General features: G+C 71.8%; 21 protein-coding genes and 1 pseudogene. 9 read left to right on the top strand and 13 right to left on the bottom strand.

The genetic code is table 11. The features are described from left to right. Window positions 1-286: 286 nt before the first annotated feature. Window positions 287-1444 carry a DUF5685 family protein gene (locus tag O1Q96_RS12960; RefSeq protein WP_269248313.1) on the bottom strand — a complete coding sequence of 386 codons (1158 nt, stop codon included), beginning with the start codon at window positions 1442-1444 and terminating at the stop codon, window positions 287-289. A gap of 289 nt (window positions 1445-1733) precedes the next feature. On the opposite strand from O1Q96_RS12960, the gene O1Q96_RS12955 reads away from it, so the two are divergent. Further along, window positions 1734-2177, top strand: a complete 444-nt coding sequence (locus O1Q96_RS12955) for a cell division protein SepF (RefSeq protein ID WP_217459371.1) — start codon at window positions 1734-1736, stop codon at window positions 2175-2177. Window positions 2178-2226: 49 nt separating this feature from the next. Here the strand turns inward: O1Q96_RS12955 and O1Q96_RS12950 are convergent, their stop codons facing one another. Further along, entirely contained in the window at window positions 2227-3417 is a 1191-nt protein-coding gene (locus tag O1Q96_RS12950; RefSeq protein ID WP_269248312.1) for an acyl-CoA dehydrogenase family protein, read from the bottom strand. A gap of 130 nt (window positions 3418-3547) precedes the next feature. Continuing rightward, window positions 3548-5152: an MFS transporter gene (locus O1Q96_RS12945; protein WP_269248311.1), complete on the bottom strand. Its 1605-nt coding sequence runs from the start codon at window positions 5150-5152 to the stop codon at window positions 3548-3550. A gap of 257 nt (window positions 5153-5409) precedes the next feature. On the opposite strand from O1Q96_RS12945, the gene O1Q96_RS12940 reads away from it, so the two are divergent. Together O1Q96_RS12940 and O1Q96_RS12935 are read left to right on the top strand one after the other, a co-directional pair. Continuing rightward, complete coding sequence (locus O1Q96_RS12940) at window positions 5410-6579, top strand: glycosyltransferase family 39 protein (RefSeq protein ID WP_269248310.1); 1170 nt, start codon at window positions 5410-5412, stop codon at window positions 6577-6579. A 237-nt stretch (window positions 6580-6816) separates the two neighbouring features. After that, window positions 6817-7842, top strand: coding sequence for a phosphatase PAP2 family protein (locus O1Q96_RS12935; protein WP_269248309.1), 1026 nt, complete (start codon window positions 6817-6819; stop codon window positions 7840-7842). Window positions 7843-7963: 121 nt separating this feature from the next. On the opposite strand, the gene O1Q96_RS12930 is transcribed toward O1Q96_RS12935, so the two are convergent. Beyond that, the gene (locus O1Q96_RS12930; RefSeq protein WP_269248308.1) at window positions 7964-8179 is read right to left on the bottom strand and encodes an I78 family peptidase inhibitor; all 216 of its coding nucleotides are present in this window, start codon (window positions 8177-8179) and stop codon (window positions 7964-7966) included. A 412-nt stretch (window positions 8180-8591) separates the two neighbouring features. Between O1Q96_RS12930 and ctaD the strand changes: the two genes are divergently transcribed. After that, complete coding sequence (ctaD, locus tag O1Q96_RS12925; protein WP_269248307.1) at window positions 8592-10322, top strand: aa3-type cytochrome oxidase subunit I; 1731 nt, start codon at window positions 8592-8594, stop codon at window positions 10320-10322. Here ctaD and O1Q96_RS12920 read toward each other — a convergent pair. From O1Q96_RS12920 to O1Q96_RS12900, 5 genes are all read right to left on the bottom strand, one after another. Then, window positions 10231-11241 (bottom strand): helix-turn-helix transcriptional regulator, encoded by a 1011-nt coding sequence (locus O1Q96_RS12920; protein WP_269248306.1) that lies wholly within the window; start codon window positions 11239-11241, stop codon window positions 10231-10233. The genes ctaD and O1Q96_RS12920 overlap by 92 nt on opposite strands. A gap of 156 nt (window positions 11242-11397) precedes the next feature. Further along, a complete protein-coding gene (locus O1Q96_RS12915) occupies window positions 11398-12237 on the bottom strand; it encodes a hypothetical protein (protein ID WP_269248305.1) in 840 nt (279 codons plus the stop codon). Next, window positions 12234-13502 (bottom strand): glycosyltransferase family 4 protein, encoded by a 1269-nt coding sequence (locus O1Q96_RS12910; RefSeq protein WP_269248304.1) that lies wholly within the window; start codon window positions 13500-13502, stop codon window positions 12234-12236. The genes O1Q96_RS12915 and O1Q96_RS12910 overlap by 4 nt, the downstream gene beginning before the upstream one ends. Before the next feature lie 143 nt (window positions 13503-13645). Then, window positions 13646-14941: an ABC transporter substrate-binding protein gene (locus O1Q96_RS12905; RefSeq protein ID WP_269248303.1), complete on the bottom strand. Its 1296-nt coding sequence runs from the start codon at window positions 14939-14941 to the stop codon at window positions 13646-13648. After that, the gene (locus O1Q96_RS12900) at window positions 14916-15455 is read right to left on the bottom strand and encodes an MTB12 C-terminal domain-containing protein (protein WP_269248302.1); all 540 of its coding nucleotides are present in this window, start codon (window positions 15453-15455) and stop codon (window positions 14916-14918) included. The genes O1Q96_RS12905 and O1Q96_RS12900 overlap by 26 nt, the downstream gene beginning before the upstream one ends. Window positions 15456-15583: 128 nt before the next feature. On the opposite strand from O1Q96_RS12900, the gene O1Q96_RS12895 reads away from it, so the two are divergent. Genes O1Q96_RS12895 through O1Q96_RS12885 form a run of 3 tightly spaced genes read left to right on the top strand, consistent with a single transcriptional unit; the run spans window position 15584 to window position 20030 of the window. Continuing rightward, window positions 15584-16081 (top strand): hypothetical protein, encoded by a 498-nt coding sequence (locus tag O1Q96_RS12895; protein ID WP_269248301.1) that lies wholly within the window; start codon window positions 15584-15586, stop codon window positions 16079-16081. Continuing rightward, window positions 16081-19275, top strand: a complete 3195-nt coding sequence (locus O1Q96_RS12890) for an ABC transporter permease subunit (protein ID WP_269248300.1) — start codon at window positions 16081-16083, stop codon at window positions 19273-19275. The genes O1Q96_RS12895 and O1Q96_RS12890 overlap by 1 nt, the downstream gene beginning before the upstream one ends. After that, complete coding sequence (locus O1Q96_RS12885) at window positions 19272-20030, top strand: ABC transporter ATP-binding protein (RefSeq protein WP_269248299.1); 759 nt, start codon at window positions 19272-19274, stop codon at window positions 20028-20030. The genes O1Q96_RS12890 and O1Q96_RS12885 overlap by 4 nt, the downstream gene beginning before the upstream one ends. A 352-nt stretch (window positions 20031-20382) precedes the next feature. Here O1Q96_RS12885 and O1Q96_RS44435 read toward each other — a convergent pair. Then, window positions 20383-20685 (bottom strand): annotated as a pseudogene (locus tag O1Q96_RS44435) (transglycosylase family protein); the annotation flags it as partial. A 439-nt stretch (window positions 20686-21124) separates the two neighbouring features. Between O1Q96_RS44435 and O1Q96_RS12875 the strand changes: the two are divergent. Continuing rightward, a complete protein-coding gene (locus tag O1Q96_RS12875) occupies window positions 21125-21901 on the top strand; it encodes a hypothetical protein (protein ID WP_269248298.1) in 777 nt (258 codons plus the stop codon). A 105-nt stretch (window positions 21902-22006) separates the two neighbouring features. Next, entirely contained in the window at window positions 22007-22456 is a 450-nt protein-coding gene (locus O1Q96_RS12870; protein WP_269248297.1) for a hypothetical protein, read from the top strand. 72 nt (window positions 22457-22528) lie between these two features. On the opposite strand, the gene der is transcribed toward O1Q96_RS12870, so the two are convergent. The 3 genes from der to cmk all read right to left on the bottom strand — a co-directional run bounded on the left by der (window position 22529) and on the right by cmk (window position 25420). Next, window positions 22529-23998 (bottom strand): ribosome biogenesis GTPase Der, encoded by a 1470-nt coding sequence (gene der / locus O1Q96_RS12865; protein WP_269248296.1) that lies wholly within the window; start codon window positions 23996-23998, stop codon window positions 22529-22531. 73 nt (window positions 23999-24071) lie between these two features. Further along, a complete protein-coding gene (locus O1Q96_RS12860) occupies window positions 24072-24767 on the bottom strand; it encodes a lysophospholipid acyltransferase family protein (RefSeq protein ID WP_269248295.1) in 696 nt (231 codons plus the stop codon). Beyond that, complete coding sequence (cmk, locus tag O1Q96_RS12855) at window positions 24725-25420, bottom strand: (d)CMP kinase (RefSeq protein WP_269248294.1); 696 nt, start codon at window positions 25418-25420, stop codon at window positions 24725-24727. The genes O1Q96_RS12860 and cmk overlap by 43 nt, the downstream gene beginning before the upstream one ends. Window positions 25421-25492: the final 72 nt, after the last annotated feature.

The raw sequence follows: 25492 nt of genomic DNA, 5'->3' as shown, positions 1-25492 counted from the left end.
GCCCTTCGAGGGCGGGCGCCCTCCGCGTTCTCTCCGCCTGTCTCCACGCCTTCACACGCGCCCCCTCCCCTCGCGCCTGCACGCTTCGCATCTCCTCTTTCGCATGTCCTCCTTCGCGTTCGCGCCCCGCGTTCGACGCGTCGCCGCTTCGCGCTCCTCCGACGTAGGAGGGGCTGAAAGGCAGGGCGCAGCCCTGCCTTTCAGGGGCGCGGGGAACTGCGCGACCCGCCCCCACCGGACCCGCGGGCAACGGCACCGCCGACCTCCGGTGGGAGCCGCGGGAGCGTCAACAGCTGCAATCGCACCCGCATCCGTCACAACAGTTCCCGCAGCAGTCCCCGCATTTGCCGCAACAGTCGCAGCACTCACAACAGTCGCTGCAGTCGTCACACCGCTGACAGAAGCCCGGCTTCGGCTCCCCCGACCACGGGTCGTGGTATTCGCCGCAGCACATCTGGCACGTACAGGCCAGTCCCGCCCACACGAGGCACCCCGCGAGGAGCCCGCGCCGGTCACGGCGCGGCGGCTCGGGCGGCGCGGGCGGACCACCGGGCCCGGACGGCGCGTACGGGTTGCCGTGCGAGCAGGACGCGGTGCCGAACGCCCGGTCCACCGAGTTCCGCAGCTCGTGCGCGAGCAGTACGTGCGCCAGCTTCGCGTCCGTGAACTCGACGTCGCGCAGGGCGAGCCGTATCCCGTGCAGCGCGTCGTCGGCGAGACGACGGGCCTCCGCCAGGGACGCGCCGGTGGCGGTCAGCGGGTTCCAGGCCCCCGCCACGGCGTCGGCCTCTCTGTCCTCCACGGCGTCCAGCAGGTGGGCGAGCCGTCCGAAGAGCCGGCCCGCCTCGGCCAGCGGCCGCGCGTTGCCGGGCCGCCCGGCGAGGATCGCGGTGTGCGCGAAGGCCGCGGCGGTCGCGGTCTCGGTCGGCTCGGTGACGGTCAGCAGCGAGGTGCCGGGCCCGGCGAGCGTCTCGATACCCACCTGCCGGTCCACCGCGTCGACCAGTACGGCGGTGTCGAATCCGACGTCGGAGCCGGTCAGGGCGCCCGCCCGGCCCCAGCTCGCGGCGACCCGGCGTGCGGCGAGCGCCACCGGCCGGCGCGCCAACAGCCCGTCGCCGTCCGCCATGTGATCGCGCATCTTCGCCGAGGCGAGCACCAGCGAAACGGCGGCGGCGAGCCGCGCCCCCTCACCCTGAGCGACCGACGCGCTCCGCATTCCACGCAAAGGACACGGCCCCGCCGTACGCCGCCGGCCGGTGTCGCGATCGGCCTGAGCCTCTGTCAGAACCGATATCAGCAAGCCGTCGTAGTTCGTGACGACCCGCGCGAACTGCCCGTGATCCCCGCGCAGCGCGAGACAAAGCCCGCACAAATGCGCCATCCATTGGGTTTTGAGGTTCTCTCCCAGCCGATGACGGCAGGGTCTGACGATTCCGAACACGACGATCCCCCGTGGTGTGTACGACGTTGAGCTGCGGCATCGTACCGAGCGGCTCGTTCACCCGTACGCTCCAGCCGTCACCCGTACGCCGTGAAGAATCATATTTCACTCTCAGTCAGCAGCGGTGTACCGCACGACCCTTGGGGTACGCGGCCTCTCGACGAATTCGCTGTGCACCAGTACCGTCACGAAACCCCCGCGCGGCGTCTATCCCCTTGGCGCGACATCCGCATCATGGACGACCATGGGGATGCGGAAAGAAGAAAGACCGCTGTGAGAGGAGGCGTCCATGGGATCGGTGCGCAAGGCAAGTGCCTGGCTTGGCCTCGTCGACGACAACGATGACGAGCGTTACTACGACGACGACTACGCCGAAGGTTCCGAGACCGGGAGCCGGGAGGTCTGGGTCACGGACCCACGGGTCAAGGTGGCTTCGGAAGCGGCCGAGGAGAAGGGCCGCCGGATCGGCACGGTCACCCCGGACAGTTTCCGGGACGCCCGTGGCATCGGTGAGCTCTTCCGCGACGGGGTTCCCGTCATCATGAACCTCACGGCCATGGAGGCGGCCGACGCCAAGCGCGTCGTCGACTTCGCGGCCGGCCTGATCTTCGGCCTGCGCGGCTCCATCGAGCGCGTGTCGAACCGGGTTTTCCTGCTGACCCCAGCCGACACCGAGATCGTCAGCGGGGAGCCCGCCGCCCGCCGCACGGACGGTTTCTTCAACCAGAGCTGAGCAGGGCCGCTCACCGGGACCGCCTCTGGGCGCCGCGGTAGGACAACGCCTACCGGAACGCGTCGAGACCGGTGAGCGCCTTGCCCAGTACCAACTGGTGCATCTCGACGGTGCCTTCGTAGGTCAGCACCGACTCGAGGTTCGTCGCGTGCCGCATCACGGGGTACTCGAGCGAGATCCCGTTGGCCCCGAGGATCGTCCGCGCCGTACGGCAGATGTCGATCGCTTCCCGTACGTTGTTGAGCTTGCCGAAACTGACCTGTTCGGGGCGCAGCCGTCCCGCGTCCATGCGCCTGCCCAGATGGTGGGCCAGCAGAATCCCCTTGTGCAGCTCGACCGCCATGTCGGCGAGCTTGGCCTGGGTGAGCTGGAACCCCCCGATGGGCCGCCCGAACTGCTCACGGGTCTTCGCGTACTCGACCGCCGCCTCGAAGCTCGCCCGCGCGGCACCCATCGCGCCCCACACGATTCCGTATCGAGCGTGCGACAGACAGCTGAGCGGTCCCTTCAGTCCCGTGACCCCGGGGAGCACCGCGTCGGCGGGCAGCCGCACCTCGTCGAGCACCAGCTCACTGGTGACGGATGCACGCAGTGACCACTTGTGCCTGATCTCCGGCGCGGAGAAACCGGCGACGTCCGTCGGCACGACGAATCCGCGGATACCGTCGTCGGTCTGCGCCCACACCACGGCGACGCCCGCCACGGACCCGTTGGTGATCCACATCTTGCGTCCGGTGAGGACCCAGTCCCCGCCGTCCCGCTTGGCGTACGTACGCATCGCCCCGGGGTCGGACCCGTGGTCGGGCTCGGTGAGTCCGAAGCACCCGATGACCTCGCCCGCGGCCATCCGCGGCAGCCATGTCTGCTTCTGCTCCTCGCTGCCGAAGCGGTGGATCGCATACATCGCGAGCGATCCCTGCACGGAGACGAGGGAGCGGATCCCGGAGTCGGCGGCCTCCAGCTCCAGGCAGGCGAGGCCGTACTGCACGGCGGAGGCCCCGGCGCACCCGTAGCCGTCGAGTGACATCCCGAGAGCGCCGATGTCCCCCAACTCCCGTGCCAGCTCCCGGATTCCCGGCAGCTCACCCTGCTCGTACCATTCGGCGACATGGGGCAGCACCCGGTCCGCCGCCCAGGCCCGCACGGTGTCCCTGACCGCGAGGTCCTCCGCGCTCAGCAGGTCGTCGACGCCGAGGGGGTCGGCGGGATCGAAGGGCGGCAGTTTCGGGGATGCGGACATGGGTGCCTCCGGCACGGAAAACTAGCACTGTTAACCACGGGCTGGCCCGACGTTACGACGCGGTGTGACGCACGTCCAGGGTCGCCCTGCCGACAGAGTCCGCGCGAACCCGGATGCCACCGCGGACGCGTCAGCCGAGGGACTCCACCCGCAGCGACTTCTCGGCCTCCCGGGGCGCCGGCAGGTCGACGTCGGCCCCGCACTCCATGGCCCGGGGCAGTCGCAGAGCCATCACCGCCCCCAGCAGCAACAGCCCCGCACTCACCAGCAACGTCACGTGCAGCCCGTGCACGAACGCGTGCCGGGCGGCGTGCCGCAACGCCTCCCCCGGGGCCCCGCCGATCCGCGCGGCGACCTCGTACGCCTCCCCCAGCGAATGCCCCGCCGCGGCGGACTCCCCGGCGGGCACCCCCGGGACGGACGAGAGTGCGGGCGCGTACGCCGCGTTCATCACACTGCCGAGGAGCGCGATCCCGATGCCGGCCCCGAGCTGGTACGACGTCTCGCCGATCGCCGCCGCTCCGCCGGCCTGTTCCTGCGGCGCCTCGCTCAGCATCGACTCGTACGCGCCGAAGAGCGTCACCTCCAGCCCGAACCCGAGCATCACGAATCCGGCCAGGAGCAGCGGGGCGTTGTCGTGCGTTCCCATCGCCGTCAGGGTGACGACCGCTGCGGCGGTGAGACAGAAGCCGGAGCACACCATGGTCCGCGGCCCGAAGCGCTGCAGCATCTTCGCCCCGACCAGCCCCGCGGCCATGGCGGCGATGGTGAGCGGCAGCAGCCGCAGTCCGGTCTCCAGCGGGGAGAGCTTCAGGACGAGCTGCAGATACTGGGCGGCGATCAGTTCGAGGCCGACCAGCGCGAGCATGGCCAGCACGATGCAGCCGACGGAGGTGCTGAAGGCGGGCCGCGCGAACATCGTCAGATCGACCAGCGGGTGCCGGCGGCGTCGCTGGCGGCGTGCGAAGGCGACGAGCAGTCCGGCGCCCACGACCAGCGGCACGGCCGTGAAGACGCTCAGCGGCGCCTCGCCTCCGCCGAGCCGCTTCACACCGAGGACCACGCCGAAGAGACCGGCCGCGGCCATCAGGGCGCCGACGACGTCCCACGGCCCGTCGCGCTCACCCGTCGACTCGGGCAGCAGGAGTCGCCCGACGGGCAGGCTGACCAGCATCAGCGGAATGTTGATGAGGAAGACCGAACCCCACCAGAAGTGCTCCAGGAGGAATCCGCCGAGCAGCGGCCCGATGGCCGCGCCGACCGCGGCGACGGCGCTCCAGACGCCGATGGCGAGCGCCCGCTCACGCCGGTCGGGGAAGACCTGGCGCAGGATCGACAGCGTCGCGGGCATGATCATCGCGCCACCGACGCCGAGCAGGGCGCGCGCCGCGATCAGTACCTGCGCGCTGTCGGCGAGGGCCGCGACGGCGGACGCGACGCCGAACAGCGCGTATCCGAGGAGGAGGACCCGTCTGCGGCCGACGCGGTCGCCCAGCGTGCCGAAGAGGATCAGCAGCGAGGCGCAGACGAGCGGGTAGATGTCGACGATCCACAGCAGCTCTATCGCACCGGGCGTGAGGTCCTCGGTGACGGCGGGCACGGCGACGTGGAGCACGGTGGCGTCGACGGCGACCAGGAGCAGGCTGACGCACAGCACCACAAGGACGACCCAGCGGTTTGCACCGGCCCCGGCCTCCCGACGGCAACGCTCAGCGGCCGTGGTCGTCCCGGACATGTACGTACCTCCCAGATGTTCCCTCACGTTCGGCGATCCGCTGGGTGGGGACTCCCTGCGGCTGCGGCTCGGGAGGAGCGGTGTCCCGGCCCACGCAACAAAGGCGAGTGAGTCGCCAGGGTACGCGAGTTCCCGCCGAGGCCGGGTGGCGGACCTCTCACGTTCGCTTCGCAGCCGTGTGGCGTGCGCCACGCCGTCACGGGACCGGGTCGCCCCGCCGGGACGTCCGCAACCGGTCGCCCTCGATAATCGGACCCGTGACCGATCTTGCTACGCCTGTCGCGCCGCCCCGTCCGGCGCCCTCCTGGCGCCGCGCCGCGCCCGCCCTCCTCGGGTACGCGGCGGTGCGGGCGCTCGGCCTGGTGACGCTCGCGGTGTGGAGCGCCGCCCGGGACAAGAGCGCGCACCAGCTGCTCTCGGCCCGCTGGGACTCCCTCTGGTACACGCGGATCGCCGACCTCGGTTACGGCTACGAGGTGCGCCTGCCCAACGGCGACGTGCACTCGAACCTGGCGTTCTTCCCGCTGCTGCCCTGGCTGGAGCGGGCGGTGTCGGCGGTGTCCCCCCTGTCGTACGCGGACGCGGGCCTGCTGGTCAGCGCGGTCGCCTCGCTCGCGGCGGCCTGGGGGATCTTCGCGGTCGCGGACCACGTGTACGGGCACCGGGCCGCGGCCGTCACGGTGCTGCTGTGGGCCGTCCTGCCCGTCGGGATCGTGCAGTCGATGGCGTACAGCGAGTCACTGTTCACGGCGCTCGCGGCCTGGTCGTTGTACGCGGTCCTGACCGGACGCTGGCTGACCGCGGGCCTGCTCGCCTCGCTGGCCGGTCTGACCCGCCCGGTGGGCGCGGCGGTCGTCGCGGCCGTGTGGGTGACGGCGGTCGCCTCGTTCGTACGGGAGCGGGGCGTCGGGGCGCCGGACGGCGCCCCGAGGTGGCGACGCGCCCTGGCGATGGTGATCGCGCCCCTCGGGGCGGCCGGCTACGTCCTGTGGGTCGGCCGTCACACCGGTAGGGGTCCGCTGGGCTATCTCGACGTCCAGGCGGGCTGGCGCAACGGCTTCGACGGCGGTTACGCGTTCGCCCGCTTCGTCGCGGACAAGTTCACCTCGTTGCCGTCGGCTCCGGCCGGGCTCGGCCTGATCATCGGGGTGGGCCTGCTGATCTGGCTGTACGTGGTCTGCGTACGGCAGCGACAGCCGCTCCCACTCCTGGTGTACGCGGGGGCCGTCACCGCCCTCGCCCTGTGCGCGTCGAGCTATTTCGGCTCGAAACCACGCCTTCTGCTGCCCGCCTTCCCCCTGCTCCTGCCCCTCGCGTCGGCCCTTGCCCGGCTGCGGACGTCCAGGTCGGCGTGGGTGCTGGGAGGCGTGGCGGTGACGTCTGCGGCGTACGGCGCCTTCTGGCTGAACGGCACCGGTCCGCCGTGATCACCCACGGTGGCCGGTGAGCGCCCGGAGAAGGGCACGCAAGCATTCGGTGAACGAATTCAAAAGCGCCATATAACTCCGCACCGGAATGATCAATCGAATTGAAGGAAGAGTGGACGGGGGATTACATAATCCACGGTGATAAACCCCCTCCTGAGAGCAATCCCACATCACATCGTCATCACAAAGAGGGTGCTTCGGCCTGGAACACACCTCACTCGCTGTAACGTCGATTGAGTGCGTACCGAACGAAAGCTGACTCGTCTGGACCGGGTCTTCGCCCGGCTGGACCGTGAGCCGGAACGACCGGCCCACATCGACGTGCCCAGGATGAGCCGGCACCGAGTGGTCCTCTTCGCGTCCACGCTCGCCTTCTACGCGGCCATCGTGTGGGCCGTGGTGATCACCTCGTGGCTGGTCCGGCTCGACTGGCAGGTCATGTTCTTCCGGCCGTACCAGCAGTGGCCGGAGATCCACGCGTTCCTCGACTACTACGTGGTGCTGGGCCAGCGCGGCCCCACCGCCGTGATGATCGCGGCCTGGCTGGGCTGGCGCTCCTGGCGGCAGCACACGCTGCGCCCGCTGCTCACGCTGGGCGCCTCCCTGCTGCTGCTGAACCTCACGGTGGGCGCCGCCAAGCTGAGCATGGGCCGCCTCGGTCCGCACTACGCGACCAGCGTCGGCTCGAACGAGATGTGGCTGGGCGGCGACATATTCCCTTCGGGCCACACCGCAAACGCCGTCGTGACCTGGGGCATCCTCGCCTATCTGGCCTCGACGCCGCGCGCCCGCCGCTGGCTGTCGGCCCTGTCCGCCGTGGTCTCCCTCGGCGTCGGCCTGACGACCGTGTACCTCGGTACGCACTGGCTGAGCGACGTGGTGCTCGGCTGGGCCGCGGGACTGCTGATCCTGCTCGCGCTGCCCTGGTTCGAGCCGCTGATCGCCCGCGCCGAGACCGGCATCTTCGACCTGCGCGACGCCTGGCGCGCCCGTCGCCGCGGCGCCGCTCCGGCTCCGGCCGCTCCCGTGGGGGCCCCGACGACGCTCACCCCGCTCGGCAAGCCCGCCGGCGAGCAGGAGCCCGTGGTGCGCGAGCCGGTCGCCGCCTCCCGGCCGGCCCGGCAACCGGGTTACCTGGCCCCGGGCCCGCACCTGGCCCGTTCGGAGCGCACGCCGGTGACGCCGGTCGGCAGCCGCCGGCCGCCCCAGTCGGACCGAGTGACACGTGGCACCGCCTCGGCCCGCCCCCTGACGGGCGGCTGACCGCGCGGAAGGTACAACACGGCGGCGGGGACCGGTACGCACGCACCACTCCCCGCACGGCGCCGAACGCCACTGCGCGACGGGACGGGTACCGGGCCGGGCAGGGCCCGCGAGGAGCCGCTCAGCCCTTCCAGCAGCGTGTCACGCGGCCGTCGGTGACCTCGAAGTTCAGGCGCCCCACGCGGTACTCCATCGTGATGATCGCGCCCGGGGGCAACGACCGCACGGTGGACCAGCCGTGTTCACGGGCCCGGCGCTCGGCGCCGCTCGCCTCCAGTCCGACATACGCGTCCGGGGTGTCCGAGGGCTCTGCGGGAGGAGTGGGAATGGGTGCCATGCCGCCACGGTAGGCGGCGCGTCACGGGCAGGGAACCCCGGGTCCGCCACCATCAGTCACCGGTACCTCTCCGGTCACGCTTCTGTCACAGGACAACGACACCCGTTTCGACCCCACTCCGTCACACGTACGGACGGTTCCGTGCGTGTTCCGCCCGCCTTCGAACGTAATTCTGGAGCGCCGGGGACTATCTTGACCGCGGTCCGAATAGCCCGGGGGAAAGCGTGGTCCCGCGCCCGCATCCATGCCTTTCCTTTCCGGTTCCGCGGCGTGTTCCGGAAGTCGGCCCGCCACAGGAAATGCATGGTTCAAGCAGAGGACTCCGCGTACGCCCCCTGTCGAGCGTGCCGCCGCGCGAGCATCATGGCGTGAGCTTCAGGAGGCCCGGAACGCGACGAGCGAGGGGGCAGCGATGGGGACGGACACCGCACAGGCAGCGGCGAGGCCCGTACCGGTGAAGCGGCCGGGGCGACTGATCGTGGACTGGCTGACCACGACCGACCACAAGAAGATCGGCCACCTCTATCTGATCACCTCGTTCGCGTTCTTCCTGGTCGGCGGTCTGATGGCGCTGCTGATGCGGGCGGAGCTGGCCCGGCCCGGCACGCAGCTCATCGACAACAACCAGTTCAACCAGATGTTCACGATGCACGGCACGATCATGCTGCTGCTCTTCGCGACACCGACCTTCGCCGGGTTCGCCAACGAGATCATGCCGCTGCAGATCGGCGCGCCCGACGTGGCCTTCCCACGGCTGAACATGCTGTCGTACTGGCTGTTCCTCTTCGGCGGACTGATCGTGCTGGGGTCCCTGCTGGTGCCCCAGGGACCGGCGAACTTCGGCTGGTTCGCGTACGCGCCGCTCAACAGCCTGGAACGGTCGCCCGGGATCGGCGCCGACATGTGGATCATGGGGCTCGCGCTCGCGGGCTTCGGCACGATCCTCGGCGCGGTGAACTTCCTGACGACCATCATCGGGATGCGCGCGCCCGGCATGACGATGTTCCGGATGCCGATCTTCACGTGGAACACGCTGTTCACGTCGATCCTGGTCCTGCTGGCGTTCCCGGTGCTCGCCGCGGCCCTCCTGGTGCTGGAGGCGGACCGGCGGTTCGGGTCCCAGGTCTTCGCGTCGGCCAGCGGCGGGGCGCTGCTGTGGCAGCACCTCTTCTGGTTCTTCGGGCACCCCGAGGTCTACATCATCGCGTTGCCGTTCTTCGGCATCATCACGGAGATCATCCCGGTGTTCAGCAGGAAGCCGATCTTCGGCTATCTGACGCTGATCGGCGCCACGATGGCCATCACCGGCCTGTCGGTGGTCGTGTGGGCCCATCACATGTTCGCCACGGGAGCGGTGCTGCTGCCGTTCTTCTCGTTCGTGTCCTTCCTGATCGCGGTGCCGACGGGCGTGAAGTTCTTCAACTGGACCGGCACCATGCTCAAGGGGTCGCTGTCCTTCGAGACACCCATGCTCTGGGCGACGGGCTTCCTGGTGTCGTTCCTGTTCGGCGGTCTGACGGGGGTCATCCTGGCCTCGCCGCCGCTGGACTTCCACGTCACGGACACGTACTTCGTGGTGGCGCACTTCCACTACGTGGTGTTCGGCACCGTCGTCTTCGCGACCTTCGGCGGCTTCTACTTCTGGTGGCCCAAGTTCACCGGCAAGATGCTCGACGAACGGCTCGGCAAGCTGCACTTCTGGACGCTCTTCGTCGGCTTCCACACCACGTTCCTGGTGCAGCACTGGCTGGGCGCGGAGGGCATGCCGCGCCGCTACGCGGACTATCTGGCGGCCGACGGGTTCACGGCGCTCAACACCGTCTCGACGATCGGCGCCTTCCTGCTCGGCATGTCGACGCTGCCCTTCCTCTACAACGTCTGGAAGACGGCACGGTACGGCGAGACGGTGGACTGCGACGACCCCTGGGGCTTCGGCCGCTCGCTGGAGTGGGCGACCTCGTGCCCGCCGCCGCGGCACAACTTCGTCACGCTGCCCCGGATCCGCTCCGAGTCCCCGGCCTTCGACCTGCACCACCCCCGGTTCGCGGCGATCACGCCGCCCCAGACCCGCTCCGGCCAGGAGGAGAGCCCGCAGATCCGCTTCGGTCAAGAGCGTCCGTCAACCGGTCCCGAGCAGTACTGATCGCCTCGATGAGTTCGACGGGCTCCAGCACCTCGAACGGGAGGCCCATCAGCATCACGTGGATGACCATCACGTCGAGGTTCGCGGCACCGGTGCGCAGGACACAGCTGTCCGGCCCCTCGGGCTCCAGCGTCCCGGCGGAGGGCGAGACCTGCCCGATCGCCTCCTCCAGCGGCACATGCAGCCGGACGACGGCGTGGGAGGTGTACGCGCGCGTGGAGACCCCTTTGGAGACGTACGCGGCGAGGTCCTCGGCCGGTGCCTCGCGGGGTGTGAAGCGCGGCCCGTGCGGCGGCCTGGGCGTGATCCGGTCCACGCGGAACGTCCGCCAGTCGTCGCGGTCGACGTCCCACGCGACCAGGTACCAGCGGCGCTCGGTGCACACCAGCCGGTGCGGCTCGACCGTGCGGCGGGTCGGGGCGCCCTCGTGGTTCCGGTACTCGAAGCGCAGCCGTTCCGAGTCGCGGCAGGCGGCCGCGAGTTCGGTGAGGACGGCCGGGTCGACGGCGGAGGGCCGCGGGCCGCGCAGCATGGGCACGGTGAAGGCGTTCAGGGCGCCGACCCTGCGGCGCAGCCGGTGCGGCAGCACCTGTTCAAGCTTGGTGAGGGCGCGTACGGAGGTCTCGCCGATGCCCTCGATGCCCTGTCCCGCGGCGGTGCGCAGGCCGACGGCCACGGCGACCGCCTCGTCGTCGTCGAGGAGCAGCGGGGGCAGCTCGGCCCCCACGCCCAGCTGGTAGCCACCGCCCGTGCCGGGGCTGGCGTTCACCGGATAGCCGAGCTCGCGCAGCCGGTCCACGTCACGGCGGATCGTGCGCGGAGTGACGCCGAGGCGGTCGGCCAGGTCGGGGCCCGACCATTCGCGGTGCGCCTGGAGCAGTGAGAGCAGCCGCAGGAGTCGTGCCGAGGTCTCCAACATGGACGTGAGTCTGCCAGCCCTTGCGGACAACGACTGTCCGCAAGAGCCGACGTGGCATCAGCGCGCTCCGCGGCCCGTGAGGGGCTCCCTGGTGCCGCCGGACCGGCCGACGACGCCAGGGAGGCTCTCACGGGCCGCCGGGGCGGGTTCCTCGGCTCACTGCCGCGCGGCCACCGCCGTGACGGCCACGGAGAGGTCGTTGTCGCTCGTGTAGTACGGGCCGGCGGCCACCGGACCGTACGCCGTCTCCAGCGTGACCTTCGGGTACGTGAAGATGGGCTTCTTGTCGGCGATGTCGTCGAGCAGCCGGGCGATCCGTACCCGCGGGCCGGTCTCCCCCGCCGGGCGGAGCCACAGGTTCCAGATCCCCTCCGGCAGTTCGGAGTAGGCGACGGTGAAGCGGAACCGTGCTTGGTCCCGGTGGACCTCGGCCCTCGGCGCGGGTCCCGTCTCCCCGCGGCCGGTCAGCTCGGCGTACGCGTCCGCGGTGAGCGTGACCCCGTACACCTGGCCCTGGACGCCCAGTTCCCGCTCGCCTATGTGCAGTTCGCCCGCCTCCGCGTGCGGGGCGCGCAGCCAGCTGCGGACGGAGAGGTTGCCGTGCTTGGTCGCGTACGGGATGCGGACGGCGACATGGCCGCGGGCCCCGCTCGGCGCCCGGTCGACCAGGGAGCGCAGGTCGTTGAGGCCGGGCGACAGGCGCTCCGGCTCACCGCCGGCGGTCTGCGCGTAGGCGTCCCAGCGGCCCTCGGGCAGTTCCACACTGCTGGGCAGCGCGGCGCGCAGTCGGCCGTCGGCGGCGGGGACGAGCGGCAGCCGGACCTCCTGGTGGCCGTCGCGGTGCAGCAGGACGAGGTGCGTGTCACCGGCGCCGCCCGGCTCGGTCACGTCGAAGGTGAGTCCGCCCGCGGAGTCGGCGATGCAGTCGGCGCGCGGCGGCATGGCGGCTTCCTCGTCGGTGGGCTGGTGCGCGGCCTGCGGAGCCAGCGTCATCATGCGGAACGCTCCTTCCCGAGTACGGTCCGTCCGGCATCGCGAACGGCATACGCGCCGCCGAGCAGCGCTCCTCGTGTGCGGTGCAGCGAGCCGCGCATCCGGCCGATTTTCGAGGTGCCCCCGCGCGAGACGAGACCGGAGAAGATCGACTCGTAGCGCTCGGCGATCCGTGCCGGGTCGAAGCGCTCGGAGTCCCTGAGCGCCGCCCCCGCCATCTTCTGGCGCAGCTCGTCGTCGTTGATCAGTTCGAGCAGGCCCTCGGCGATGGCCTCGACGTTTCCGACCTCCACAAGGCGTCCGTCCACGCCGTTGTCGATGATCTCCCCCGGCCCGTGCGGGCAGTCGGTGGAGACGACGGGCAGGCCGCAGCGCATGGCCTCGACGATGGTCATGCCGAAGGATTCGAGGCTGGAGGTGACGGCGGCGATGGAACCCTTGGCCCACTCCGGTTCGATGGGATTGGCCGGTCCCATCAGTAAGACGTGGTTGTAGAGGCCGAGTTCGTCGATGAGGTGGCGCAGCTTGTCCTTCTGCTTTCCGCTGCCGTAGATCCTCAGGCGCCAGTCGGGCCGCTGGGCCCGCACCAGGTCGAAGGCCCTGATCAGCAGGTCGTACCGCTTCACCGGTGCGAGCCGTCCGGCCGCGACGACCCATTTGGCGGAGCCGTCCGCGGGCTCTATGCCGGGCGCGGGCACCGAGTTGGGCACGGCCGCGACCTGCACGCCGGGCAGCCGCATCTTCGTGCGGTAGGCGTCGGCGTCCGCCTCCGTGGTCGTGGTGACCGCGTCGAGCCGGGGGTAGGCGCCGCGCAGTTCCGTGCGCAGCCCGACGGAGTGGCTGTCGAGCGTGAGGTGTTCCTGGCCGACGCGGACCGGGCCGCGCCTGGTCTCGCGGGCCAGATGCACGTTCAGTCCGGGGCGGGTGCCGACCACGACATCGGCTTCGGTCGTCGAGAGGTGCTCCGCGATACGGCGGTCGGTCAGGACGCTGTACTGGTCGTAGCGGATCTCTCCTCTCGGGAAGACACGGGCCGGTGCCCGGTACTGAGGATCGTCGCCCTCGTACCCCGGGCCGTTCTTGCGCAGGTCGACGAGGTGACGCACGCGCACGCGCGGGTCCCGTGCGAACACCGGTTCGTTGCGGTGCCGGAGCACCGAGACGATCTCGACGTCGTGCTGCTGGGCGAGAGTGTTCGCAAGGTTGTACGTCGTCCGGATCGTCCCCCCGATTCCGTAGGCGTTGTGTATCAGGAAAGAGATCTGCATGCGTCCCCGTATCTCCGTCTAATCCGGCTACCTGAGGGTTAGACCGGGGAGCGGTGGGGATGGTTGGGCGCACTTATCAGTCTGTTCCCGAACAGTTGCGCCATCGGTAACCGGGAACGGGAACCCTTCGGCGCTCGATCGCATCAGGGCTCGTAGGACAACTGCGGTACGTCGTGGCACTCGCTGTTCATGTCCCCCTGACTCACCCAGCCCCGGTCGTCCTCCCAGCGCGCCACGGACAGACACGTCGTGCGTGTCCTCGGCGGCTCGGACAGGCGCTCGAACCGCACCGGCAGCAGCAGCCCGTCGGCGGTGTACGGCTTTCCCCCGTCCATGAAACGGTCGACGCACGCGCGCGTGACGCCCGTCCGCACGCAGGACCTGGCCGCGTCCGTGAACCACATCGCGGCGGCCCAGCCCTCCACCTGCCACTGGGAGCGGGTCTTCAGCGCCCTGGTGCCGTCCCGGAACGCCCGTACGGCGTCATGGGCCGATTCCGGGTCGTCGTAGTTGCGGCTCGCGCCCGTCGCCCACAGGGCGTTGCGGCAGCGGGGCGCGTCCTTGTAGTCCTCGCGGACGGTGGACGTCCAGTTCTGCACGTTGGTGACCTTGGCGATGACCTCGGCGCCGACGTCGTCCATGGCCTTGCACAACTGGGCGTTGCCGTAGGTGTCGATGGCGTCGAAGACCAGGTCGGCGCCCTGCTCCTTCAGATCGGCCGCCGCGGCGCGGAAGTTGGGCAGCGCGAAGTCGACCTGTTCGGTGACGACCTTGTAGCCCTCGGCCTTCAGGCCCCGGGCGACGAGCCGGGCGTAGGCGGCCGACGCGGACTGGTTGTACGAGACGACGGCCGCCGTGCGGGCGCCCTGCTCCCGCTTGAAGTAGCGGTAGGTCTCCGTACCGCCGTACAGCTTGCCGTCCCAGCCGGGCCGCCCGTCGCGCGGGGCGAGGCTGCCGTAGATCCCGTAGAGGTGCGGGTAGGTGTCGTAGGCCGCGCCGATGGGCTGGCCCCCGATGTCGGGCACGCGCGCGCGGGACACGCGGGAGGCTCCCGCGTAGTCGAGGGCGGTCGTGGCGACGAGGGCCACCACCTTGTCCTCGTCGACGAGCCGGTGCACGCACTCGTTGTTGCCGACACCGCTGCCGCCGTCGTCGCACGTACGGACCTCGACCCGGCGTCCGTCGATGCCGCCGCGCGCGTTCAGGGCCTCGAAGTAGGCCTTCGCGCCGTCGCGCGGTCCGGTGAAGGCGTTGCCGCCGACCGGGCTGGTGGCGCTCGTGATGACGCCCACGCGGATCGGCTCCGCGGTGGTGCGGGCGGGCGTCCGGCCGGGCCGGTCCCCGAAGTCGCTCTCCGGGAGGCGGCTGCCGCAGGCCGTGCCCAGAAGGAGCAGCAGGCCCACGGCAGCGGATTCAGCAACCCGGGCCCGGCGACTCATTGCCGCTCAGCCCCACCAGTCCGCAGAGCGTCTTGACGGACACCTTCCACGTGTCGTCCTGCTCGACCGCGGTCCCGGCGGCGTCCGGCATGACCGTGGCGCCCTTCAGGGTCAGCGTGTACGTCACGTTCGCCTCGGCCGGCGAGGTGAACTCGACCTCGGTGACCGTCGCCTCCACCTGCCCGCCGCGCTCGTCGCCGCTGAAGCTCTTGAGAACCTGGTCCATCTTGTCGCCGTTCTCCAGGACGGCCTGTTTGTCCTTCGTGGGGACGTCGGGGTCGAAGAACTTCTTCCAGTTCTCCTTGATCTGCCTCTCGGCCTCCGCCGGATCGTCCGGGGCGCTCGCGCTCGGAGTCGGTTCGGTCGTCCTGGGCAGCTTCACGGAGGGCGAGGGCGGGGTCGTCTCGTCGCCGCCGCTGTCGTCGCCGCAGGCCGTGAGGGCACAGGCGAGGACGAGTACCGCCACCGCCAGCCCCCGGCCTGTCCCCCGCCTGAGGTCACTCCCGAGAACCATCTGGCTCACCACCGGGTGTCGGTCCGGGCCAAGTGCGCCCGGAGCTTTCAGGGTCAGCTTGCAGAAGGCATAGTGCAAGTCCATCGACGGACTTGGAAGACAGTCAGACACATGACATGGGAGCCCCCATGCGGACAGCTCGACTGCGGACCGTGCACCCCGTCCTGTGGGCCGGGTGGGCCGCGCTGGCCGCGGGAGCAGTGTTGTGCGTCCTCGGCTGGTACGGGATCTCCGGCGAGCGCTACGCGGAACGGCAGCTTCCCTTCCTGGCGTCCTGCACGGTTCCTGGAGCGGCCCTGATCGTCGCCGGCGCGGTCCTCCTCACCCACGGCAGGAACGCCCTCGCCGCGGCCCGCGTCGAGGAGTTGTACGGGCTCCTGGTGGCGGCCGGGCCGGCCGACGCGGACGGCTCCGGGCAGGCGGCCGCCGCGCCCGTGGCCGTCAGCGGAGACCTGCTGATGGTGCCGGGCGGCACGCTGTGGCACCGCGCGGACTGCCCGCTCGTCGCCGGAAAGCCGGAGGCCCTGCCGGTCGACTCCATGGTCCTCGCCGGCGGGGCACTCGCCCCCTGCCCGATCTGCGAACCCGCCGCCTCGGACGACCGGTCGTCCGAGGCGGACGGCTGATGGCCTCGCTGACGTACGACCTCACGCTCGCCGGGCTCTCCGTCGGCAGCGCGGCCGCGCTCACCGGGATCGGCCTGGTCGTGACCCACCGGGCGACCGGCGTGCTCAACTTCGCGCACGGCGCCGTCGCCATGGTGTGCGCCTACCTGCTGTGGCAGCTCACCGTCGGGTGGGGCTGGCCGCTCCCACTCGCCGCCGCGCTCACGCTGCTCGTGGTCGCCCCGGGCATCGGCCTCGTGCTGGAACGGTTCGTCTTCCGTCCCCTGTCCGTCCTCGGAGGCGACCCCGCGCAGACGCTCGTCGCGTCCATCGGCGTGTTCGTCCTGCTCGTCGGCGGGGCGGCGCTGGTCTGGGGCCCCGGCGCCCGCCCGGACGCGCCGGTCCTCGTCTCCGCCGACCCCTGGGGCCAGTTGACGGTGACGCTCGTGCTGGCCGCCGCGGTGGGCGCGGTGATCCGCCGGACGCGCTTCGGCCGGGAGTTGCGGGCCGTGGTCGACGACCGCTCGCTCGCCGTCCTGGGCGGGATCGACGCCGACCGGGTGGCCGCGGCGGGCTGGGTGTTCGGCTCGTTCACCGCGGGTCTGACCGGGGTGCTGCTGGCTCCTTACGTACGTCTGGACCCGTACGGCATGCCGTTGCTGGTGATGGAGGTGGTGGCGGTCGCGGTGGCCGCCCGGATGCGGAGTCTGCCGGTGGCCGTGGTCGTGGCCCTGGGCATCGGGGTCGCCCAGAGCCAGCTGACCCGGCTGCACCCGACGGGCTGGCGCGAACCGCTCCTCCAGGCGGTGGGCGCGAACCTCTTCGTCGTCGCCCTGCTGGTCGCGGCCCTGGTGCTGCCGGGCATCGGCACCCGGGACGCCCTGCCCCGCACGGCGACGGCCCGCGTACCGACCCCGCCGGGCGCGTGGATCGTGGCCGTGGTCCTGTTCCTGCTGCCGCTGGGCTTCGCGGGGCAGGACCTGCACACGTCCGTCCAGGTCCCGGCGCTGGGCGTCGTCCTGCTGTCCCTGGTCGTCGTGACGGGCCGCGGCGGCCAGATCTCGCTGGGCCAGGCGGCGTACGCGGGTTTGGGCGCCCTTTTCACGGCGCTGCTGGCGGCGGGCCGCTTCCCGGGTCTGCCGCCGCTCCCGGAACTGGCCGCGCTCGCGGTCGCCGTCCTGCTGGTGGCACCCCTGGGCCTGCTGACCGGCTGGCCCGCCATCGGCCGCCACGGCCTGGCTCTCGCACTGGCGACCTTCGCGGTGGGCGTCGGTGTCAGCCGTTTCGTCTTCGCCCAGCCGTACGCGACGTCGGGCCTGGCCCTGGGCCGCCCGGCGGGCTTCGAGGGCGACCGCGCGTACTACGTGCTCGAACTGGTCCTGCTCGCGGGCGCGTTGCTGGCCGCCCACGCGCTGCGCCGGGGGCGTACGGGCCGGGCCCTGGCCGCGATGCGGGACCACGAGGCGGGCGCGTCGGCGGCGGGCGTCCGCGTCCCGGCGCTCAAGCTGACGGCCTTCGTGGCGGGCGCCGCCCTGGCCGCGCTGGGCGGCGGCATGCTCGGCATGGGCGTGCGTGCCTTCGACCCGGCGGCGTACGACCCGGTCCGCGGTCTGCTGTGGTTCGCCGCGATCGTGGTGCTCGGCGCCGACAGCGTCCTCGGCGCGCTGCTCGCGGCGGCTCTCCTCGTCGGTCTGGACGCCGGTACCCGGGGCGGGGTGGCGGCGGCCTCCATCGGCCTCCTGGCGGTCCTCGTGGGCCGCTTCCCCGGCGGCCCGTACGAGGCACTGCGGCAGGCGGCCGGGCGCCTGCGGCTGCGCCGGGAGGTGACGCCGACCCCGCTGGGGGCCGGGGTGAGGCGGAAGCTGCGGGCGGCGCCTGCCCAGGGCTCCGGCACGCCACGGGCGGCGGTCCCGGTGGCGCTCACGTCCACCGGGCCGGACACGATGAGCCGCCTCACCGGCGGGCGTCCGCTGGTGAGACGCGCGGTGCCGCCGTCCGCCGACGACGGGGACGGTTCCCCGTGGACACCGGGCCCGGAGGGACGCACCGACACGGCCCTGGGCACGGCCTTCGGCCCACCCCTCCCGCCGCCCGGCGCGCACGAGGACGGGGAGGCCACCACGCCCGCCCAGGGAGCCTCCGGACATCAGGAGGGGCGCGGCCGCCCCGTCGCGACTCCCGGCCCCGCCGACGGACGTGACGGCGACGGCCTCCGCACAGGTCCTGGGGCGGACGACCGTGGCGACAGCGGTACCGGAGCGGGAGACGGCCGTACTCAGCTCGGTGCGGGCGCCGGTGGCCTGGGTACGGACCTCTCCGCGCGCGCGGAGACACGGCCGACCGGATCAGCGCGACGGGAGGCCCCTGCCGGACGAGCCCCTCGTTCCGTGGCCGGGGCGGCACCTCGCCCCGCCCTCCGGGCTCGCGCCCTGCGCGTCGCCTACGACGGCCATACCGCCCTGGACGGCGTCGACCTCGATCTGCCGCCGGGCCGGATCACCGCGGTCGTCGGGCCCAACGGAGCCGGGAAGAGCACCCTGTTCCACTGTCTCGCCGGAACCGTGCGACCGGCGTCGGGAAGGGTCGCCCTGGGGGAACGGGACATCACCCGGCTGCCCGCCCACGCACGGACACGGCTCGGCATCGCCCGCACCTTCCAGCAACTGGCCGTCTTCCCGACGCTGACCGTGGCGGAGAACGTACGCGTGGGCGCCGAGCAGGGGCGCGTCATCGACGCCGACGCGGCCGAGCGGGCACTGCGTCTGCTCGGGCTCCACGGTCCCGTACGGGCGCTGCCCGCGGCGGACCTGCCCACCGGGACCCTGCGGCGCGTCGAGCTGGCCCGGGCCCTCGCCGGAAGCCCGCGGGTACTGCTGCTCGACGAACCCGCGGCCGGGCTCGACACGGGCGAGGTGACGGCACTGGCCCGCGTGCTGCGGGCACTCGCCGCCGACGGCACGGCCCTGCTCGTCGTCGAGCACGATCTCGACCTGGTGGCCGACCTCGCCGACACCGTGCACGTCATGACCGCGGGCCGCGTCGTCGCCTCCGGCCCGCCCGGCCACGTCCTCGAACGCCTCGACGCGTTCGACGGGCACCGCGGCCCCCGGACGGACCAGGGGCACACGACCCAGGAAAATCCGGGCCAAGAGCATACGGATCAAGGGAATCCGGACCTGGGTCAGGAGGGGCTCGGCCCGGTGGCCGGCGGATGAGCGCGCCCGGTATCTCGCTGCGCCACGCCCGCGTGCGCTACGGCCCGCTGGAGGCCCTGCACGGCGTCTCCCTCCACGCGCCCGCACCGGGCGTCACCGTCCTGCTCGGCCGCAACGGCTCGGGCCGTACGACCGCGCTGCGCGCCCTGGCCGGCACCGTGCCGCTGTCCCGCGGGGCCGTGGTCTGGGACGGCGACGACATCACGGGGACGCCCGCGCACGAGCGGGCCCGCCGGGGTCTGTGCCTCGTGCCGGACCGCCGCGCGGTCTTCGGCTCGCTCACCGTCCGCGAGAACCTGGAACTCGCCGCCCCCGGCAGGCCCTTCACGTCCGCCCTCGACGCGTACCCCCAGCTGGGCCCCCTCCTGACCAGAAGAGCGGGAACCCTCTCCGGCGGCGAGCAGCGCATGCTGGCCCTCTCCCGCGCCCTCCTGGCACGCGCACGCGTGGTCCTCGTCGACGAGCCCGCGCAGGGCATGTCCCCGGCGGTGGCGGCCCGCACGTACGCGTTGCTGAGCGGCCTCGACGCCTGTGTGGTCGTGGCCGAACAGCGTCTGCCGTCGGGCCTGCGCTCCGGGACGACGATCGTGTACGAACTGCGGCGCGGGACGGTCGCGTTCAGCGGCGAGGCTGCCGAGACGGCGGCCTCGGCAGCGGCGGACCCATCAGGACCGGCAGAGCCGACGAGACCGCCGGAGCCGAGGGGTCCGACGGGTCCGACGGGTCCGACGGGTCCGACGGGATCGGCAGAGTAAAGGGGCCCGGTGGGGCCGACGGAGTCGAGGGCACCGGCCCGGCCGGGGTGCTCTGGCCCGGTGCGGCCGCGCCCCCGTCCGCCGGCGTGACCGGCCGGCCCGGACCCGCCCCCTTCGGCAACCGCAGCATCGTGCCGGGGTTCAGCCGGTCCGGATACGCGCCGACCATCTGCCTGTTGAGCTTGTAGAGGGCCTTCCAGCCGCCCTTGACGCGGTACCGGCGGGCGATCGAGGCCAGTGTCTCCCCCGGCTTCACCACGTGCGCCCGCCCTTTGAGCCCGTACCTCCTGGCGCAGACGGGCCACGCCTCCCAGCCCTGGACCCGCACCACTTCCTCCGCGACCCTGATCTGCTCGTCCCGCGTGGCCAGGTCCGCGCGCCGCGCGTAGGCCAGGCCGCCGAACGCCCTCCAGGTCGGCTGCCAGAACTGCAGCCCTCCGTAGAAGCCGTTTCCGGTGTTCGCGCCCCAGCGGCCGCTGCTCTCGCAGTCGGCGAGGCAGTCCCATGGCCACCGGCCCTCGGCGCAGTCGTACGGCACCTGGGCCGCCGCGGGACCGGGCGCGGGAGGCGGGGGTGCCGCGGCGGCCTCCACCGGGGCGAGCACGGCCAGGACGGCAGCGACGGCAGCCGCGTACCGCAAGCGCTTGATCGACATCGGGCCACGCTAGGCAGGGCCTGGGTGATGCCCGGACGAGCCGCGCGGACACCGGCCGGGGCCCCACCCGGTCGGAGGACCGGGCCCGTCAAGGGCCGAGGGAGACCCGAAAGTCCCCCGTAGCAGCCGTTACCGTCGGTATCGACCAAATCGAGCCACCCACTTCATTCGCGGATTTCCTGATTTGTCGACGATTGGCCGTGATGATCCATGACCCACATCCATGCAGCAACTCCCTTGCGTACCAAGGTAGTTAGCGGGAAACAGCGAATTCTGCCGCCGGGTCCGTCCCGTACGCAGGATGGTTCGATTCCGTTCGCTCCCGGGCGTGACTCCGGCCACAGATCCTCCGTTGTCTTCTTCATGAGCCGGGAACCCATCCGGTTCACGGACCGGGAGCCCCCGGCCACAACACGCACCGCATCCCGAGGAGCCACCCGTGCCGCGCATGCTCGACGTCAGCGACGACGTACGCGCCGAGATCGGCGACGAAGAAGCCGACCGGCTGCTCGCCGGAGACAACGCCCCGGGCAGTTACGACTGCACGTCCTGCCGCACCCAGGGCGACTCCGAACAGGAGCGCACCAGCACTGTCCTGTTCATCGGCGAGGAGACCGCCGTCCTCGCCTTCGCCCACGCCGGCTGCCTGCCCTCGCAGGTCGTCCAGGTGACCGAGGAGCAACTGCAGGGCGCCGCCCGGTCCATCACCGGGGACGAGCGCCCCGCCGAGGCCCTGCCCGAGCAGGCCGTCCTCGGCGTCACCAGCGGACTCGTCCTGCTGGGCGGCGAGTTGCACCCCGCGCTCGTCGTCGAGCCGACCGGACGCATCGCCCGGCCGGGCACGGCGGGCGGTGCCGGCGACGACTTCCTGCCGCTCCTCATCGAGCAGGGGTTCATGCCGGTCAGCCAGCTCACCGAGGTGCCGCCCGTGCTGCACGGCTGGTCCGTGCTGCTCGCCATGGGCCAGCTGCACGCGGTTCTGCAGCCCGGCGCCGGCGGCGGCTCGCCCGTCGCCTGGTGGCAGGCCCACCAGCCGCTCCAGGTAACCGACAGCTGGCGGGCGGCCGCCAACAAGCACCAGCAGGTACTGCTGTTCGCGGCCCCCGTCGGCTCGATCGGCCGTCAGCCCCGCGAGGACCTGCTGCGTGACGCGCTCGACAAGGCGGCGGCGAGCGGCCGACTGGTGGCGAGCGCGATGCCCCTGGCCGGCACCTGAGCACGGGCGGCCCCGGTCCCCCGCGGACGCCGGAGACACTCCCGGTGACCTGCGAAAGCGGACCGTCGGCCGCATCCGAAGGGCGGCGGGGTCGTTGGCACGTACGTGCACACCTACGACGCCCCCCGCCGCCTGCCCTACTCGTCCCCGGTCCCGGCCCTGCGGCCGGCCCAGGACTTCACGGGCAGCTGTTCGGCCACCCCGATCTACGACGCGCTGTACGCGGAGTACCTCAGGACCTTCCGGACCCTGCCGGGCGATCGCATCGGCGAGGAGGATCTCGGCTTCAAGGCCTTCGGGATCAGCCCGAGCGGGCCCGGCCTGCACGGATCGGGCCTCCACGGCTCGGGGCTGCTCGGCTCCGGCTCGTACAACTCGGGTGCGTACACGCCGACCGCGTACGGCATGCGGCATGTCGCCGGGCAGCACCAGACCGGGCAGGTGTCCGCGCACCAGAGCCCGACGGTCACGACCGTCTGGCAGCCGGTGGCACGGCAGCACGCCACGGGCCTGATCCCGGCGGCGCTGCCGCCAGGGCCTCGCCGGGAACGCTGACGCACATGAGGAGAGGGCCCCCGCACGGTGCGGGGGCCCTCTCCTCATGTGCGTACGGTTTCCGCCGTACGGCTACTTCTTCTTGCCGCGCTTCTCGCGCACCCGCACCGAGATGTGGATCGGCGTCCCCTCGAAGCCGAACTCCTCACGCAGCCGGCGCTCCACGAAGCGGCGGTAGCCGTGCTCGATGAAGCCCGAGGCGAAGAGCACGAACCGCGGCGGCTTGGTGCCCGCCTGCGTGCCGAAGAGGATGCGGGGCTGCTTGCCGCCGCGGATCGGGTGCGGGTGGGCCGCGACCAGCTCACCCAGGAAGGCGTTCAGACGGCCCGTCGGAACGCGTTCCTCCCAGCCCGCCAGCGCGGCCTCGATCGCCGGGACCAGCTTCTCCATGTGGCGGCCCGTACGCGCCGAGACGTTGACCCGCGGGGCCCACGCCACCTGGAGGAGCTCGGTCTCGATCTCCCGCTCCAGGTAGTAGCGGCGCTCCTCGTCGAGGGTGTCCCACTTGTTGAAGGCGAGAACGATCGCGCGGCCCGCATCGACGGCCATCGTCACGATGCGCTGGTCCTGGACGCTGATGCTCTCGCTGGCATCCAGCAGGATGACCGCGACCTCCGCCTTCTCGACGGCGGCGGCAGTGCGCAGCGAGGCGTAGTAGTCGGCGCCCTGCTGGAGGTGGACCCGCTTGCGGATACCGGCCGTGTCGACGAACTTCCAGGTGACGCCGCCGAGCTCGATGAGCTCGTCGACCGGGTCACGGGTGGTGCCCGCGACCTCGTTGACGACCACGCGGTCCTCGTTCGCCACCTTGTTCAGGAGCGAGGACTTGCCGACGTTCGGGCGGCCGATGAGCGCGATGCGGCGGGGACCGCCGATCGCCGTGCCGAAGGTCTGCGCGGGGGCCTCGGGAAGCGCCTCCAGGACGGCGTCGAGCATGTCGCCGGTGCCGCGGCCGTGCAGCGCGGAGACGGGGTGCGGCTCGCCGAGACCCAGCGACCACAGGTACGAGGCGTCGGCCTCACCGCTGAGGCCGTCGACCTTGTTCGCACACAGGACGACGGGCTTGCCGGCCTTGCGCAGCAGGCGTACGACCGCCTCGTCGGTGTCGGTGGCACCGACCTTGGCGTCGACGACGAAGACGACCGCGTCGGCCGCGTCGATCGCGAACTCGGCCTGCGCGGCCACGGAGGCGTCGATGCCGAGGACGTCCTGCTCCCAGCCGCCGGTGTCGACGAGCTTGAAGCGGCGGCCCGCCCACTCGGCCTCGTAGGTGACGCGGTCGCGGGTGACGCCCGGCTTGTCCTCGACGACGGCCTCGCGGCGGCCGATGATGCGGTTCACCAGGGTCGACTTGCCGACATTCGGGCGGCCGACGACGGCGAGGACCGGAAGCGGGCCGTGACCGGCCTCGCCGATCGCGCCCTCGATGTCCTCGGCGTCGAAGCCCTCTTCCGCGGCGAGCTCCATGAACTCCGCGTACTCGGCATCGCCAAGTGCCCCGTGCTCGTGCTCCGAGCCGTCGGGCTGGATCTGGTCGTTCATGAAGTCCGTACCTCGTTCATCGTGGTGATCGGTGGAACGCCCCGTTTGGGGTGATCCACTACTCAAGTGTCTCTCAGCGCCCCGTAAGGCGCCTGGCGTTTTCCAGGTGCGCGGTGAGCTGTTTCTGGATGCGCACGGTCGCCTCGTCGAGGGCCTTGCGCGTACGCCGTCCGCTGCCGTCGCCCGCCTCGAAGGGGTCGCCGAAGACGACGTCGACCCGGCTCCGCAGCGGGGGCAGCTCCTTCGTCAACCGTCCGCGCCGCTCCGTGCTTCCCAGCACGGCGACCGGCACGATCGGGGCCCCGCCGCGGACCGCGAAGTAGGAGAGCCCCGCGCGCAGCGAGGCGAAGTCGCCCTGGCCGCGGGTGCCCTCGGGGAAGATCCCGAGGACGCCACCGTCCGCGAGGACGCCCAGCGCCTGCGTGATCGCGGTGCGGTCGGCGATCGTACGGTCCACCTTCACCTGCCCGATGGCGAGCAGGAAGGGGTCGAGCGGACCGATGAACGCCTCCTTCTTGATCAGGAAGTGCGTCGGCCGGGGTGCCACGCCCATGACCATCGGACCGTCGATGTTGTGGGAGTGGTTGACGGCGAGGATCACCGGGCCGGTCGCGGGGACCTTCCAGGCGCCCAGGACGCGCGGCTTCCACAGCCCGAACATCAGGCCGACGCCGATCCGGCGGCCGACCTCGGCACGCCGCGCCGTCGGGACGGCGGGGGCTTCGCTCACTTCGTGGTCCGCTTCTCCTCGACGAGGGTGACGACGCACTCGATGACCTGCAGGAGCGTGAGGTCGGAGGTGTCCACCTCGACCGCGTCGCCGGCCTTGGCCAGCGGCGAGGTCTTGCGGGAGGAGTCGGCCGCGTCCCGCTTGATCAGGGCCTCGCGGGTGGCGTTGACGTCGGCGCCCTTGAGTTCACCGCTGCGGCGGGCGGCGCGGGCCTCCGGGGAAGCGGTGAGGAAGATCTTTAGGTCGGCGTCGGGCAGCACGGTCGTACCGATGTCCCGGCCCTCGACGACGATGCCCTTCTCGGCCGCCGCGGCGATCGAGCGCTGCAGCTCGGTGATCCGGGCGCGCACCTCGGGGACGGCGCTGACCGCGCTCACCTTGGAGGTGACGTCCTGGGTGCGGATCGGGCCCGCGACGTCCGTGCCGTCGACCGTGATGGTCGGCGCCAGGGGGTCCGTACCGGACACGATCTCGGGCTTCCCGGCCGCGGCCGCGATCTCGGAGGGGTCGGCGACGTCGATGCCGTTGGTCACCATCCACCAGGTGATCGCACGGTACTGGGCGCCCGTGTCCAGGTAGCTCAAGCCGAGCTGTGCGGCGACGGCCTTCGAGGTGCTCGACTTGCCCGTGCCGGAGGGACCGTCGATGGCGACGATCACGGCCGGAGCGGTCCGGGCGGCGGTGGATTCCACGGGTGCGGACACCTTCCTGGTACGGGGTGCTGGGCTGGTGCGGGCACGATCGCGCCCCGAACAAGGTTACTG

It is taken from the genome of Streptomyces aurantiacus (assembly GCF_027107535.1).
Lineage (GTDB): Bacteria > Actinomycetota > Actinomycetes > Streptomycetales > Streptomycetaceae > Streptomyces.
This window is presented reverse-complemented; position numbering and strand designations above follow the sequence as displayed.

Excerpts from the sequence above, each read along its gene's own strand:
- der (WP_269248296.1), bottom strand. The coding sequence starts at position 23,998 with ATGAACGACCAGATCCAGCCCGACGGCTCGGAGCACGAGCACGGGGCA.
- O1Q96_RS12955 (WP_217459371.1), top strand. The coding sequence starts at position 1,734 with ATGGGATCGGTGCGCAAGGCAAGTGCCTGGCTTGGCCTCGTCGACGAC.
- O1Q96_RS12920 (WP_269248306.1), bottom strand. The coding sequence starts at position 11,241 with ATGTTGGAGACCTCGGCACGACTCCTGCGGCTGCTCTCACTGCTCCAG.
- O1Q96_RS12930 (WP_269248308.1), bottom strand. The coding sequence starts at position 8,179 with ATGGCACCCATTCCCACTCCTCCCGCAGAGCCCTCGGACACCCCGGAC.
- O1Q96_RS12910 (WP_269248304.1), bottom strand. The coding sequence starts at position 13,502 with ATGCAGATCTCTTTCCTGATACACAACGCCTACGGAATCGGGGGGACG.
- ctaD (WP_269248307.1), top strand. The coding sequence starts at position 8,592 with ATGGGGACGGACACCGCACAGGCAGCGGCGAGGCCCGTACCGGTGAAG.
- O1Q96_RS12885 (WP_269248299.1), top strand. The coding sequence starts at position 19,272 with ATGAGCGCGCCCGGTATCTCGCTGCGCCACGCCCGCGTGCGCTACGGC.
- O1Q96_RS12950 (WP_269248312.1), bottom strand. The coding sequence starts at position 3,417 with ATGTCCGCATCCCCGAAACTGCCGCCCTTCGATCCCGCCGACCCCCTC.
- O1Q96_RS12890 (WP_269248300.1), top strand. The coding sequence starts at position 16,081 with ATGGCCTCGCTGACGTACGACCTCACGCTCGCCGGGCTCTCCGTCGGC.
- O1Q96_RS12900 (WP_269248302.1), bottom strand. The coding sequence starts at position 15,455 with ATGGTTCTCGGGAGTGACCTCAGGCGGGGGACAGGCCGGGGGCTGGCG.
- O1Q96_RS12945 (WP_269248311.1), bottom strand. The coding sequence starts at position 5,152 with ATGTCCGGGACGACCACGGCCGCTGAGCGTTGCCGTCGGGAGGCCGGG.
- O1Q96_RS12905 (WP_269248303.1), bottom strand. The coding sequence starts at position 14,941 with ATGAGTCGCCGGGCCCGGGTTGCTGAATCCGCTGCCGTGGGCCTGCTG.
- O1Q96_RS12895 (WP_269248301.1), top strand. The coding sequence starts at position 15,584 with ATGCGGACAGCTCGACTGCGGACCGTGCACCCCGTCCTGTGGGCCGGG.
- O1Q96_RS12915 (WP_269248305.1), bottom strand. The coding sequence starts at position 12,237 with ATGATGACGCTGGCTCCGCAGGCCGCGCACCAGCCCACCGACGAGGAA.